This window comes from Streptomyces sp., from assembly GCF_031178505.1.
In the GTDB taxonomy this organism is placed as follows: domain Bacteria; phylum Actinomycetota; class Actinomycetes; order Streptomycetales; family Streptomycetaceae; genus Streptomyces; species Streptomyces gulbargensis.
The window spans coordinates 1-14657 of the sequence record NZ_JAPSIW010000085.1; the positions used below are offsets into that span (position 1 = coordinate 1).

The window sequence follows — 14657 nt, forward strand, 5'->3', positions numbered from 1 at the left end:
GACGGCCGCCGCGCCGAGGTCACGTACCGCACCCCGGACGGCACCGAGGCCACCACGGCCGCCGGCCACGTCCTGGTCAACGCCTCACCGCGGCACCTCGCCGAACTCCTCGGCGAGACGCCCCCGTCGCCCCCGGAAGGCGCCCAGTTCAAGGTCAACATGCTGCTCACCCGCCTGCCCCGGCTCCGCGACCGCTCCGTCGACCCGCGCGAGGCCTTCGCCGGCACCTTCCATGTCGCCGAGGGGTACGAGCAGCTCGCCACCGCCCACGCCGAGGCCTCCGCCGGCCGCCTGCCCACCGTCCCGCCGTCCGAGATCTACTGCCACTCCCTGACCGATCCCACGATCCTCGCCCCGGACCTGGCCTCCCGCGGTCACCACACCCTCACCCTCTTCGGACTCCACACCCCCGCCCGGCTGTTCGCCACCGACCACGACGCGGCCCGCGCCGCCTTCCTCGCGGCGACGCTCGACCAGCTCGACGCCCACCTGGACGAACCGATCGCCGACTGCCTCGCGCGCGACGCCGACGGCCGGCCGTGCGTCGAGGCGAAAACGCCCCTGGACCTCGAACGCGAACTCCGTCTCCCCGGCGGCCACATCTTCCACCGCGACCTCTCCTTCCCGTACGCGCGGGAGGGCGCCGGCCGCTGGGGCGTCGGGACCGGCCACGCCAACGTCCTGCTCTGCGGGGCGGGCGCCGTCCGGGGTGGCGGAGTGAGCGGCATCCCCGGCCACAACGCGGCGATGGCGGTCCTCGGACGTTGACGCCCGCACCCCTCCCACCGGGGGCGTGAAGCTGATCTGCGAGCGCGCTTAAGAAAACCTCGATGGACCCGCGGCCCCGGGTGAGGAAGATTTCCTCCAGGGATCAAGGGTGCGCTGCCGTGCCCGCCCCGCACATCACAGGACACACACGTCGGGAGCCGTGGCATTGAAGGCACTGGTCAAGCTGAAGGCGGAGCCGGGACTCTGGCTCACGGACGTTCCCGAGCCGGAGACAGGCCCCTCGGACGTCCTGATCAAGGTCAAGCGGACCGGCATCTGCGGCACCGACCTCCACATCCGCTCCTGGGACGGCTGGGCGCAGAAGACGATCGACACCCCGCTGACGATCGGCCACGAGTTCGTCGGCGAGGTCGTCTCCGTCGGCCGTGACGTCACCGACGTCGCCGTGGGCGACCTGGTCAGCGGCGAGGGCCACCTCGTCTGCGGCAAGTGCCGCAACTGCCTCGCCGGCCGCCGCCACCTCTGCCGCGCCACCGTCGGCCTCGGCGTCGGCCGCGACGGCGCCTTCGCCGAGTACGTGGCCCTGCCCGCCTCCAACGTGTGGGTGCACCGCGTCCCGGTGGACCTCGACGTCGCCGCGATCTTCGACCCCTTCGGCAACGCCGTGCACACGGCCCTCTCCTTCCCGCTGGTCGGCGAGGACGTCCTGGTCACCGGCGCCGGCCCCATCGGCATCATGGCCGCCGCCGTCGCCAAGCACGCCGGCGCCCGCAACGTCGTCATCACCGACGTCAGCGAGGAGCGCCTCGACCTGGCCCGCAAGACCGGCGTCACCCTCGCCCTCAACGTCGCCGAGCGGTCCATCGCCGAGGGGCAGCGCACCCTCGGCCTCAAGGAGGGCTTCGACGTCGGCCTGGAGATGTCCGGGAACCCGCACGCGATGCGCGACATGGTCGCCAACATGACCAACGGCGGCAGGATCGCCATGCTCGGCCTGCCGAGCGAGGACTTCGCCGTCGACTGGGCCAAGATCGTCACCTCCATGATCACGATCAAGGGCATCTACGGCCGCGAGATGTTCGAGACCTGGTACGCGATGTCGGTCCTCCTGGAGGGCGGCCTCGACCTCGCCCCGGTCATCACCGGCCGTTACTCCTACACCGACTTCGACGCGGCCTTCGACGACGCCGCCTCCGGCCGCAGCGGCAAGATCATCCTCGACTGGAATGCGGGAGCCTGACCCATGTTCGATTCCGTACGCGACTCCATCCGCGCCACCCTCGAAGAGATCGAGCAGGCCGGACTCCACAAGCCCGAGCGGGTCATCGGCACCCCCCAGTCCGCGACCGTCGCGGTCACGGCCGGCGGCCGCCCCGGCGAGGTCCTGAACTTCTGCGCCAACAACTACCTCGGCCTCGCCGACCACCCCGAGGTGATCGCCGCCGCCCACGAGGCGCTCGACCGCTGGGGCTACGGCATGGCCTCCGTCCGCTTCATCTGCGGCACCCAGGAGGTCCACAAGGAGCTCGAGGCCCGCCTCTCGGCCTTCCTCGGCCAGGAGGACACGATCCTCTACTCCTCCTGCTTCGACGCCAACGGCGGCGTGTTCGAGACCCTCCTCGGCCCCGAGGACGCCGTCATCTCCGACGCCCTCAACCACGCCTCGATCATCGACGGCATCCGCCTCTCCAAGGCCCGCCGCTTCCGCTACGCCAACCGCGACATGGCCGAGCTGGAGCAGCGCCTCAAGGAGGCCACCGAGGGCGGCGCCCGCCGCAAGCTGATCGTCACCGACGGCGTCTTCTCCATGGACGGGTACGTCGCCCCGCTCGACGAGATCTGCGACCTGGCCGAGCGCCACGACGCCATGGTCATGGTCGACGACTCGCACGCCGTCGGCTTCGTCGGCCCCGGCGGCCGCGGCACCCCCGAGCTGCACGGCGTCATGGACCGCGTCGACATCATCACCGGCACCCTCGGCAAGGCCCTCGGCGGCGCCTCCGGCGGTTACGTCGCCGCCCGTGCCGAGATCGTCGCCCTGCTGCGCCAGCGCTCCCGCCCGTACCTCTTCTCCAACACCCTCGCCCCGGTCATCGCCGCCGCCTCCCTCAAGGTCCTCGACCTCCTGGAGTCCGCCGGCGACCTGCGCGAGCGGCTGAACGCCAACACCGCCCTGTTCCGCTCCCGCATGACCGAGGAGGGCTTCGACATCCTCCCCGGCGACCACGCCATCGCCCCCGTCATGATCGGCGACGCCGCCGAGGCCGGCCGCATGGCCGAGCTGCTCCTGGAGCGCGGTGTGTACGTGATCGGCTTCTCCTACCCGGTCGTGCCGCAGGGCCGGGCCCGCATCCGCGTCCAGCTCTCCGCCGCCCACTCCACCGAGGACGTGAACCGGGCCGTGGACGCCTTCGTCGCCGCCCGCGCCGCCCTGCGCGGCTGACGGCCGCCGGGGGACCGGCGGAGGGAAAGAAGCAGGCCGCGCGGCCTGCGAGACTAGGGGCATGATCGAAGCACGGCGGTTGCACATCCTCCGCGCGGTGGCCGACCACCGCACGGTCACGGCGGCGGCCGCCGCGCTCTACCTCACCCCCTCCGCCGTCTCCCAGCAGCTCGCCGCCCTGGAGCAGGAGACCGGACACCGGCTCGTCGACCGCAGCGCCCGCGGCGCCCGGCTGACCCCGGCGGGCGAGATCCTGCTCGGACACGCCCATGCCGTCCTCGCCCAGCTGGAACGCGCCGAGGCCGAACTCGCGGCGTACGGCTCCGGCGAGGCCGGCACCGTCACGGTGGCGGCCTTCGCCACCGGCATCGGACTCGTCGTGGCCCCGGCCATCGCGGCGCTCGCCCGCACCTCGCCCGGCATCCGGGTCCGGGTACGGGACGCCGAAGGCGACGAGAGCCTGCTCATGGTCCTCGACCGGCAGGTCGACGTGGCGGTCGCCGTCGAGTACCGGGGCGCCCCCGGTGAGGGCGGCGACCGGCTCACCCGGGTCCCGCTCTACGCCGAGCCCTTCGACGCGGTCCTGCCACCCGGCCACCGGCTCGCGGGCGGTGAGCGGGTGGCGCTCGCCGACCTCGCCGGGGACCCCTGGATCGGCCAGTCGACCGGCAACCCCTGCCACGACGTGACCGTCCTCGCCTGCGAGTACGCCGGTTTCGCCCCGCGCTTCGACCATGTCTCGGACGACTTCCGGGCGGTCGTCGCGCTCGCCGCGGCGGCGGCCGGCGTGGCGCTCGTGCCGCGCTCGGCCCTGCGCGGCATGGACCTCACGGACGTCGACATCCGGCCGGTGGACGGCGTCGCCCCCACGCGGCGCGTCTTCGCCGCGGTCCGCCGGGGGGCCGAGGACCACCCGCTGATCAGCCCGGTCCTGGCGGCGCTGGAGCGGGCGGCGGCCCCCCGGGACTGAACCCGCCCGCCCGCTACCGGATCGTGGAGAAGCCGAGTCGCAGGCGCTCCTCGGTCACGGCCACGTCCAGGGAGCCGGCCCTGACCCGCGCCGCCTCCTGCGGGCTCAGCGCCCGACCGAAGAGACGGACGTCGTCGAGGGCGCCCCGGAACAGCTCCGTGATCCCCGGCGGCCGGTCGGGGAAGTCCGGCCGGGCGCCGATGTGGAGGCTGAACTGCCCGGCGGGCGTCACCCAGGTGTCGTCCGGCTCCGGACCCGTCGGCATCACGGCCGCGGCCGGAGCACCGCCGTCCACCGCGAGCCCCAGGGTGAGGCCCCGCCGGGTGAGCACCACATGGTGCCAGGCGCCGTCGCCGTACGCGGAGGGGAGCGTCACCTCCGTCGTGCCGGCGTCCGTCCCGGCCGTGGCGCGCAGCACACCGGCCCCGGGTTCGGCCCGGACCGAGAAGTGCCGGACCGTCCGCGCCGCCCCGGGGACCGGCGCGCCGTACGCCCACACGATCGGAAGGGTGCCCGTGCCGGCCGTGTGCCGGAACCAGGCCGTGACGGTGAAGTCCCCGGCCCGGCCGGGCCCGTCGACCCGCAGGGGCGGTGAGCAGACGACCCGCAGGTGGTCGTCGCGTCCGTCGAATTCCAGGGCCCGCCCGCCCAGGCGTGTCCCCAGCCGGGCCCCGCCGTGGACGAGCGCGTGGTGGGGGCGTTCACCGGGGGGCCGCTCGCGGGTGTCGAAGGTGCGCGGAAGGCGCAGCTCGGTCCGTGCCTCGTCCATGGCCTCCTCGGAGAAGGAGGTGTGGACGACGCTGCCGTGCGGGATGTGCGCGCCGGTCTCGTACAGGACACCGAGGGAGCCGTCCTTGAGGAGCGTGAGATCCGAGTAGCCCGTACGGGCCGGCGAGACCAGGGTGCCCGCGGTCTGCCAGGTCCTCCCCTCGTCGGTGGAGGAACGGACGGCGAGCTCGCGGCGGTCCTCCAGGGTGTGGGGGCCGAGCCGGGAACCGGCGGAGAACAGCAGCCGGTCGGGTCTGCCGTCGAGGTCCCGGGCGTGCAGCCGCAGCAGCGAGCCGAAGACCGGGGAGGTGTCCAGGTCCGCCACCGGCGCGAAGGGCGCCGCGAAGGCGGCTCCTCCGCCGGTGGCGGTGGTGCCCAGCCGGTGAGCGTCCGTCAGGCAGCGGGTGGGCTCCGAGTTGCGGGCGTTGACGAGGATGTTCCCGTCGGTGGTCTCGGCGATCGCCGGTTCGCCGGGGTACGAGCCGGTGTCGGCCACGTCGGAGACGGCGCCGAGCGCCCAGGTGAGCCCGCCGTCGTCGCTCAGGTGGAGCTGGCCGCCGGCCTTCCCGCCGCCGTGATGGTCACCGGCCACCACCAGTCGGCCGCGGTGCTTCCCCCGGGCCAGCTGGATGCCGTGGCCGGGGCCGGTCGAGACCCAGGACCAGTGGGGGCGGTCGAGCTGCGGCTGGTGCGTGGCGGGTCCCCAGGTCAGACCGCCGTCCATGCTGTGGACGGCGTACACCGTGCGGTCGAAACCGGCGCGCCGCGGCGCGGCCCGGTCGCGGTTCCAGTCGCTGCTGGAGTGGAGCAGGGTGATCCGGCCGGTCACCGCGTCCACGACCGGTGCCGGATTGCCGTGGGCCAGTTCGTCACCGGCCCCCACGACGATCGTGGGCTCCGCGTCCCAGGTCCTCCCGCCGTCCAGGGACCGCTTGAGGACGAGGTCGGTGTCACCGACGTCGTGGCAGCCGGTCGCCGGGTCCCGGTCCCGGCCCTCGGCGAACGCAAGGAGGACCCCGGCCGGTGTCGTGACGAGCGCCGGGACCCGCGTGCAGAAGTAGTGCTCGCGCGCCTTGAAGGGGGTGGTGGACGTCGTGGGCGTGACCGTCGGGGGCGCGGTGACGGCCACCGCCGGTGCCGGTGGTGTCACCACCGGCACCAGGGCGGCGGCCAGGAGCGTCAGGGCGAGCGCGTACGGCGGGACGGACGGTGCGGAGCGGCGCCCGCCACGCGGGCGCCACGGGAGGAAGGACAGCATGCGGGGCACACCTCGGGACGCGGACGGAGGCGACGGAGGGCGGGGCGGAGGGCGCGGGGCACCCCGCGGGAACCGGCGGGTGCCGGCAGTCCCGCGCATCGTAGTGCGCCCCGCTCCTTCGACCCGGCGGGACCTGCCGGGGAGCGCCGGTTCCACCGGAACCGCCCGCCCCGGTCGCCGCCTGCCGGCCCGTCAGTCGGCCGAGCGCGTCCAGCCGTCCGTCTCGATCCGCGCACCGTCGGCCGGGCGGGCCTCGTCGAAGAGGGGGCGGCCCGAGGCGTCCAGGACCCGCAGCCCGTCCACGTACACACCCCGGCCCACGTACAGCCGGTCCGTCGTGTACCGCCAGCGGAGCCGGAGGGGGCCGGGCGCCCCGTCCGGGAGGTCGGCGGTCACGTCGTACCAGACCCGTCCCGACCAGCCGCTCACCGTGCCCGAGGGGTACGGGCGCGGCGGCTCCCCGGCCCGCACCGCGGTGAAGGGCACCGGTGTCCAGGTCGCCCCGCCGTCCGCCGAGGCCTCCGGGACCGCCCGGTCGGCCCCCGGCTCGGTGTCCCACCACAGGGCGCACGCGAGCCGGGTCCCGCCGGGCACCGGCGGGAGGGTGAGGAGCGCGGTCGCGGGCCCGCGCATGCCGGAGAACCAGGCGGTACGGCCCCGGGCGGGGCGCACCGGGACCGCCCGGGCCAGGGCGTTCGCGGCGGCGACGCGCGGGGCGGAACCCGAGCGCCAGGACCGCACCGGGTGCACGGAGTTGCCCAGCACGATCAGGAAGGCGTCGGTGGTCGGGTCCAGGACGAGGCTCGTCCCGGTGAAACCGGTGTGCCCGGCCGTGCGGGGCGTCGCCATGGCGCCCATGTACCAGTGCTGGTGGAGTTCGAAGCCGAGCCCGTGCTCGTCGCCGGGGAAGGCGGTGTTGAAGTCGGTGAACATCAGCTCCACCGAGGCGGGGGAGAGGATGCGGGCCCTGCCGTACGCCCCGCCGTTGAGCAGGGTACGGGCCAGGACGGCGAGGTCCCAGGCGTCGGAGAAGACGCCCGCGTGGCCGGCGATCCCGCCGAAGGCGTAGGCGTTCTCGTCGTGGACCTCGCCCCACACCAGGCCCCGGTCGAGCCCGGACCAGGGACGCCGGGCGTCCTCGGTGGCGGCGATCCCCGGCCGCCAGGAGGGCGGAGGGTTGAAACGCGTGCGGCGCATGCCGAGCGGTCCGGTGATCTCGTCGTGGAGCAGCGCGTCCAGGCCGCGACCGGTGATCTCCTCCAGGACGAGCTGGAGCGTGATCAGGTTGAGGTCGGAGTAGAGGTACGCGGAACCCGGCGGGTGGGCCGGAACCTCCTGCCACAGGAGCCGCAGCCGCCCCTCGCGTGTGGGTTCCTTGTGGAGCGGCAGCCACGCCCGGAACCCCGAGGTGTGCGTCAGCAGCTGACGTACCGTGACGTCCTGCTTCCCGCCGCCGCCGAACTCCGGCAGGTACGCGGTGACCCGTTCCTCCAGGCGCAGCGCCCCGCGCTCGATCTGCTGCACCGCCAGGATCGAGGTGAACAGCTTGGAGACCGAGGCCAGGTCGAAGACGGTCTCCGCGGTCATCGGGATCTGTTCCTCCGGGGGCAGTTCCACCCCGGTGTCCGTCGTCTCGTCGTAGCGCGCGTACCGCAGGGCCTTCCCGAGGGGCCGGTGGAGGGCCACGGTCCCGCCCCGTCCGGCGAGCAGTACGGCCCCCGCGTACCAGGGACGCCGGGGTGAAGGCCGCAGGAAGGATTCGGCGTCGGCGACGAGCCGGTCCAGGTGCTCCCGCAGGAGACCGGCACGCTCGGCGCCGCCGTGCCGCAGGGTGGTCCGCCGGGCCGCGCCGGGCCCCGGTCCGGGGGCGGCCGCGGCCCCCGGAATCGCACCGATCATCAGCGCACCTCCCAGGGCGAGCACCCCGCCGCCGAAGGCGCGGCGGCTCGGGCCCCGGCCTGTCCTGGACTCCTCCGTCATCGTCCACCCTCTCCCACTGCCCAGTTGAAAGAAAACTCCGGCCACTCAGGGAAGATCTGAAACTTTCTACCGGAGCGGGCCCGGGCGGGGAAGGACGCGGCACACCCCAGAATCTGACGGACCGTCGGCACCGGCTCGGCCCGGCGCGGCCTGCCGTGGAACGAACCGGCGAAAAGCCGTATATGGCAAGATGCGGATCATGAGTTCGAGTACGACGGCGCTGACCCGGCAGTGGACGACCTGGGGGCCGGTGGTGGCCGCGCTTGCCCTCGGCCTCGCCTGGGGGCGGGACCTACCGGGCCTCGCCGTCGGACTCGTCGCCGTCTGCCTGATCGCCGCCGTCCTCTCCGCGGTCCACCACGCCGAGGTCGTCGCCCACCGCGTCGGAGAGCCCTTCGGTTCGCTCGTCCTCGCCGTGGCCGTCACCGTCATCGAGGTGGGGCTCATCGTCACCCTGATGGCCGGGGGCGGCGAGAAGACCTCCACCTACGCCCGCGACACCGTCTTCGCCGCCGTCATGATCACGTGCAACGGCATCGTCGGTCTCTCCCTCCTCGTCGCCGCCCTGCGCAACCGGGTCGCCGTCTTCAACGCCGAGGGCTCCGGCGGCGCGCTCGCCACCGTCTGCACCCTGGCGACCATGACGCTGGTCCTCCCCGCCTTCACCACCAGCCACTCCGGCCCCGAGTTCTCCGGCCCGCAGCTGGCCTTCGCCGCGGTCGCCTCCCTCTGCCTGTACGGGGTGTTCGTCGGCGTCCAGACCGTCCGGCACCGCGACTACTTCCTCCCCGTCCCCCGCCCCGGCCACGACTCCGGCGACGACCACGCCGCCCCGCCGGGCACCCGCGAGACCTGGGCCAGCGTCGGCCTGCTCCTGCTCGCCCTCGTCGCCGTCGTCGGCAACGCCAAGCTGATCTCGCCCACCATCGAGGACGGCGTCCAGTCCGCCGGCCTGCCCAAGGCCGTCGTCGGTGTCGTCATCGCCCTGATGGTCCTCCTCCCCGAGACCCTCGCCGCCGTCCGCGCCGCCCGCCGCGACCGCTTCCAGACCAGCCTCAACCTCGCCTACGGCTCCGCGATCGCCAGCATCGGCCTGACCATCCCGGCGATCGCGCTCGCCTCGATCTGGCTGTCCGGGCCCCTCGTGCTCGGGCTCGGACCGCTCCACCTGGTGCTGCTGGTCCTCACCGGGGCGGTGAGCGCCCTGACCGTGGTGCCCGGACGGGCCACGCTGCTCCAGGGCGGCGTCCACCTCGCGATCTTCGCCGCCTTCGTCTTCCTCTCCTTCAGCCCCTGACCTCTCCGCTCCGGCCGCTCGGTCCCTGACGCCGTCACGCCCGGCGAGGACGAGCGCGGGATGCCGCCCCGCGGAGTGATGCTCCGACGGCCGGTCCGTGCGGGCGGCGCCCGCACCCGCTCGCCACCGTCCCGTCCGGCGCCCGGCCCGGGCCCGTCCACCGCGTCCCCGCCCGCGGGTACTTGACCTCCCGCCGGGCCCCGCCCAGGATCACCGCATGGATCGACTCCTCAGCCGGACCGTCGACGGCGTCCTGCGCATGAGCGCCCAGCGCGTCCCCGACCGCATCGCCGTCCGGTACGCCGACCGCGCGTGGACCTACGCCGAGCTGGACGCGGCCGTGACCACCGCCGCCGCCGTCCTGCGCGAGGCGCACCACGGCATCGGCCTGCCGCAGTACGCCCGGGTCGCCGCGTACGGCCACAACTCCGACGCGTACCTCATCGCGTTCCTCGCCTGCGCCCGCGCCGGCCTGATCCATGTGCCGGTCAACCACCACCTGACCGGCGACGACCTCGCGTACATCCTGGAGCAGTCGGACAGCTCCCTCGTCCTCGCCGACCCCGCGCTCGCGGGCCGCGTCCCCGCGGGCATCCCCGTCAAGGCCCTGCGCGACGCGCCGGATTCCCTTCTCGACGCGCTCGCCGACCCGGAGCCGTACGACACCGACCGCGACGCCCGCGACCTCGCCCAGCTGCTCTACACCTCCGGCACCACCGCCCTGCCCAAGGGCGCGATGATGACCCACCGCGCCCTCGTCCACGAGTACGCGAGCGCCATCGAGGCCCTCGACCTGCACGAGGACGACCGGCCGGTGCACGCGCTGCCGCTCTACCACTCGGCGCAGACGCATGTCTTCCTGCTGCCGTACCTCGCCGTCGGCGCCGAGAACACCATCGTCGACGGCCCCGACCCCGCCGTCCTGTTCGACCTGATCGAGGCCGGCCGCGCGGACAGCCTCTTCGCCCCGCCCACCGTCTGGATCGCCCTCGCCAACCACCCGGAGTTCGCCGACCGCGACCTGTCCGCGCTGCGGAAGGCCTACTACGGCGCCTCCGTCATGCCCGTGCCCGTCCTGGAACGTCTGCGCGCCCGCCTGCCCGGCCTCGCCTTCCGCAACTGCTTCGGCCAGTCCGAGATCGGGCCCCTCGCCACGGTCCTCGGCCCCGACGAGCACGAGGGACGGATGGACTCCTGCGGCCGGCCCGTCCGGCACGTCGAGGCCCGCCTCGTGGACGAGCACGGCGCGGACGTGCCCGACGGCACCCCGGGGGAGATCGTCTACCGCTCCCCGCAGCTCTGCGCGGGGTACTGGGGCAAGCCCGAGGAGACGAAGGAGGCGTTCCGCGGCGGCTGGTTCCACTCCGGCGACCTCGCCGTACGGGATGCCGAGGGCTACTACACGATCGTCGACCGGGTGAAGGACGTCATCAACTCCGGCGGGGTCCTCGTCGCCTCCCGCCAGGTCGAGGACGCCCTCTACACCCACCCGGCCGTCGCCGAGACGGCCGTCATCGGACTGCCCCACGAGCGGTGGATCGAGGCGGTCACGGCCGTCGTCGTCCCGCGCGGCGAGGTCACCGAGGCCGAACTCCTCACCCACGCCCGCGAGAAGCTCGCCCCCTTCAAGGCGCCCAAACGGATCCTCTTCGTGGACGAGCTGCCCCGCAACGCGAGCGGCAAGATCCTCAAACGGGAGCTGCGCGACCGCTTCGCGGACACCGCCCTGCCCTGAGTCCCCCGCTGCCTCAGGTCCGCAGGTCCACGATCCGCCGGATCTTGCCCACCGACCGCTCCAGCGTCCCCGGGTCGACCACCTCGACCCCGACCGTGACCCCGATCCCGTCCTTCACGGCCGCCTCGACCGCGCGGGCCGCCTCCGCGCGCTCCCCGGACGAGGCGTCCGGCCGCGCCTCCACGCGTACGGTCAGCCGGTCCAGCCGGCCCTCGCGGGTCAGCCGCAGCTGGAAGTGGGGGGCCACGGCCGGGGTCCGGAGCACGATCTCCTCGATCTGGGTGGGGAAGAGGTTCACCCCGCGCAGGATGATCATGTCGTCGCTGCGTCCCGTGACCTTCTCCATCCGCCGGAAGACCCGTGCCGTGCCCGGCAGCAGCCGGGTCAGGTCCCGGGTGCGGTAGCGGATCACCGGCATGGCCTCCCTGGTGAGCGAGGTGAGGACCAGCTCGCCCTCCTCCCCGTCGGGCAGCACCTCGCCCGTGAACGGGTCGACGATCTCCGGGTAGAAGTGGTCCTCCCAGACGTGCAGTCCGTCCTTGGTCTCCACGCACTCCTGCGCCACCCCGGGACCCATCACCTCCGACAGGCCGTAGATGTCGACCGCGTCGAGGGCGAACCGCTCCTCGATCTCCTTCCGCATCGCCTCCGTCCACGGCTCCGCCCCGAACACACCCACCTTCAGCGACGTGGAGCGCGGATCCACGCCCTGCCGTTCGAACTCGTCGAGCAGCGTCAGCATGTAACTGGGCGTCACCATGATCACCTCCGGCCGGAAGTCCTGGATCAGCCGCACCTGCCGGGCCGTCATCCCGCCCGAGGCCGGAATCACCGTGCAGCCCAGCCGCTCGGCCCCGTAGTGCGCCCCCAGGCCGCCGGTGAACAGCCCGTAGCCGTAGGCCACGTGGACCTTGTGGCCGGGCCGGACACCGGCCGCGCGCAGCGAGCGGGCCACCACGTCCGCCCAGGTGTCCAGATCGCGGTCCGTGTAGCCGACGACGGTGGGGGCGCCGGTGGTGCCGCTGGAGGCGTGGACGCGCCGGATCCGCTCGGGGGCCACCGCGAACATGCCGAAGGGGTAGTTGTCCCGCAGGTCCGTCTTGGCGGTGAAGGGGAAGCGGGCCAGGTCGGCGAGGGAGCGGCAGTCGTCCGGGGCGACCCCCGCCGCGTCGAAGGAGCGCCGGTAGAAGTCCACGTTCTCGTACGCGTGCCGCAGCGTGGCCCGCAGCCGCTCCCGCTGCAGCGCCTCCAGCTCCGCGCGCCCGAGCCGTTCGCCGCTGTCCAGCAGATCCGTCATGCGCCGCTCCCTCACCTCGGAGAATCCCGACCCGATATCGGACGACCGATCATTCGGTTGATCCTTCCGGTCAGTAAATCCGGCGGGCCCGGGGGCTTGGCAAGAGGGGGGAAGGAGTTTTCCCGGCTCGTACGGCCGCACGGACGGCGGAGCGCAGGGGGGCGCGCGAGGGGCGGTCGCCGCCGTCCGGCGCTACGGCTCGGACGCGCCGCACCCGAAGGGCGGAGACTGCGGTGCGTTACATCTGGACGCGAAGAGTGACGATCGCGCTTCCGTGATCCCTCGTGCCCCAGAACGGAGACCCCATGTCGGTCGACACCGGGCGGGCGGCCACCCCGGCCCCCGTACCCGCCGCCGAGATCCGCCAGATCCAGCTCAGCCTCAGCACCGCCGCCGCGCGCAACCTCGCGACGACCACCAAGTCCGAACCCCAGATGCAGGGCATCAGCTCCCGCTGGCTGCTGCGCACCCTGCCCTGGGTCCACACCCCCGGCGGCGTCTACCGCGTCAACCGCCGTCTGTCGTACGTGGTCGGCGACGGCCGTGTGACCTTCGTCAAGAGCGGTTCCAAGGTCGAGGTCATCCCCGCCGAACTGGCCGAACTCCCGCTGCTGCGCGGCTTCGACGACCACATCGCGCTCGGCGCCCTCGCGGACCGCTTCGTCCAGAAGGAGTACGAGCCGGGCCAGGTCATCGTGCACGCCGGCAAGAAGGCCGACCACGTGTACCTGATCGCCCACGGAAAGATCGAGAAGATCGGCACCGGCCCCTACGGCGACGAGGCCGTCCTCGGCCGCCTCGGCGACGGCGACACCTTCGGCGGCCAGGTCCTCGCCGGGGACGGGAAGTGGGAGTTCACCGCCCGCGCGACCACGGCGGCCACCATCCTCGCCCTGCCGCGCACCGCCTACCTGGCCGTCGCCGAGCAGTACGAGAACCTCCGCGACCACGTCCAGGGCCTCGGCACCAACGGCTTCCGCCGCCCGGTCAACAGGGCGGGCGAGGCCGCCATCGAGCTGAGCGCCGGTCACGTCGGCGAGGTGCCGCTGCCGGGCGCGTACGCCGACTACGAACTCAAGCCGCGCGAGTACGAGCTGAGCGTCGCCCAGACCGTCCTGAAGGTCCACACCCGCGTCGCGGACCTCTACAACCAGCCGATGAACCAGACCGAGCAGCAGCTGCGGCTCACCATCCAGGAGCTCCGTGAGCGCCAGGAGCACGAACTCGTCAACAACCCCGAGTTCGGCCTGCTCCACAACACCGACTACGACCAGCGCATCCAGACGCACTCCGGCCCGCCCACCCCGGACGACCTCGACGACCTGCTGAGCATGCGCCGCGGGACGCAGTACCTCTTCGCCCACCCCCGCGCCATCGCCGCCTTCGGCAAGGAGTGCAACAAGCGAGGGCTCGCCCTCAGCTCCGTGGACGTCGACGGCCACCACATCCCGGCCTGGCGCGGCGTCCCGATCCTGCCCTGCGGCAAGATCCCCGTCACCGACCGGCAGAGCTCCTCGATCATCGCCGTCCGTACCGGCGAGCACAACGAGGGCGTCATCGGCCTCCACCAGACCGGGCTGCCCGACGAGGTCGAACCCGGGCTGAACTGCCGCTTCATGGGGATCGACGACAAGGCGATCATCTCCTACCTCGTCTCCACCTACTACTCCGCCGCGATCCTCGTCCCGGACGCCGTCGGCATCCTGGAGAACGTCGAGGTCCGCCCGCGCGCCTGAGATCCGGCGGCCGGACCCGCCGCCGGCCCCACGAACCACGGGGAACCTGTGACCACGTCCAGCCGGGCCCCGGGTCCCCCTTCGGCCCGCGCGACCCGGCTTCCGGCGGAGCCCCTCCAGGCGAATGATTCATCCCGATATCACACCTTGGGGTGGGTTTTGCGCCCCTCGGCTGGAAGGGGCCCCGGACGGGGGCAAGGCTGGAGCCAGCGGGGCCGCCCGGCCCCGGGTCCCCGCCTCCGGTCCCCACGGGCGGGTCCTCCCGGCTGCCCGAAGGAAAGCGAACGCCATGTCCCACCTGTGCCGCCTCCCGGGGAGCGGGGGCGTGACCACCACCGCCCCCGGCACCGCCGACACCCCCCAGGTCCACTTCTGGGCCGTTCCCGATCTCACCGGGCTCGAGTTCGACCCCTTCCTCGCCCGCCTGCTGCACGAGGACCCGGT

9 protein-coding genes and 1 pseudogene are annotated in these 14657 nt (G+C 73.4%); 7 read left to right on the forward strand and 3 right to left on the reverse strand.

What is annotated here, in order from left to right; genetic code table 11:
• The 4 genes and pseudogenes from RIF68_RS09285 to RIF68_RS09300 form a co-directional block, all read left to right on the forward strand.
• Positions 1-768: pseudogene (locus RIF68_RS09285) on the forward strand (FAD-dependent oxidoreductase); the annotation flags it as partial.
• Between the two features lie 166 nt (positions 769-934).
• A complete protein-coding gene (gene tdh, locus RIF68_RS09290; protein ID WP_309050674.1) occupies positions 935-1969 on the forward strand; it encodes an L-threonine 3-dehydrogenase in 1035 nt (344 codons plus the stop codon).
• Between the two features lie 3 nt (positions 1970-1972).
• Positions 1973-3172 (forward strand): glycine C-acetyltransferase, encoded by a 1200-nt coding sequence (locus RIF68_RS09295; RefSeq protein WP_309050666.1) that lies wholly within the window; start codon positions 1973-1975, stop codon positions 3170-3172.
• A 61-nt stretch (positions 3173-3233) separates the two neighbouring features.
• Positions 3234-4142, forward strand: a complete 909-nt coding sequence (locus tag RIF68_RS09300; RefSeq protein WP_309050667.1) for a LysR family transcriptional regulator — start codon at positions 3234-3236, stop codon at positions 4140-4142.
• A 13-nt stretch (positions 4143-4155) separates the two neighbouring features.
• On the opposite strand, the gene RIF68_RS09305 is transcribed toward RIF68_RS09300, so the two are convergent.
• Complete coding sequence (locus RIF68_RS09305) at positions 4156-6168, reverse strand: sialidase family protein (protein WP_309050668.1); 2013 nt, start codon at positions 6166-6168, stop codon at positions 4156-4158.
• Between the two features lie 192 nt (positions 6169-6360).
• A complete protein-coding gene (locus RIF68_RS09310) occupies positions 6361-8148 on the reverse strand; it encodes a serine hydrolase (protein WP_309050669.1) in 1788 nt (595 codons plus the stop codon).
• 199 nt (positions 8149-8347) lie between these two features.
• On the opposite strand from RIF68_RS09310, the gene RIF68_RS09315 reads away from it, so the two are divergent.
• Together RIF68_RS09315 and RIF68_RS09320 are read left to right on the forward strand one after the other, a co-directional pair.
• Positions 8348-9445 (forward strand): ionic transporter y4hA, encoded by a 1098-nt coding sequence (locus tag RIF68_RS09315; RefSeq protein WP_309050670.1) that lies wholly within the window; start codon positions 8348-8350, stop codon positions 9443-9445.
• A 217-nt stretch (positions 9446-9662) separates the two neighbouring features.
• Positions 9663-11180, forward strand: coding sequence for a fatty acyl-CoA synthetase (locus RIF68_RS09320; protein ID WP_309050671.1), 1518 nt, complete (start codon positions 9663-9665; stop codon positions 11178-11180).
• A gap of 13 nt (positions 11181-11193) precedes the next feature.
• On the opposite strand, the gene paaK is transcribed toward RIF68_RS09320, so the two are convergent.
• Complete coding sequence (gene paaK / locus RIF68_RS09325) at positions 11194-12477, reverse strand: phenylacetate--CoA ligase PaaK (RefSeq protein WP_309050672.1); 1284 nt, start codon at positions 12475-12477, stop codon at positions 11194-11196.
• A 305-nt stretch (positions 12478-12782) separates the two neighbouring features.
• On the opposite strand from paaK, the gene RIF68_RS09330 reads away from it, so the two are divergent.
• On the forward strand, positions 12783-14213 hold the full coding sequence (locus tag RIF68_RS09330) for a family 2B encapsulin nanocompartment shell protein (protein ID WP_309050673.1): 1431 nt from the start codon (positions 12783-12785) through the stop codon (positions 14211-14213).
• Positions 14214-14657 lie beyond the last annotated feature (444 nt).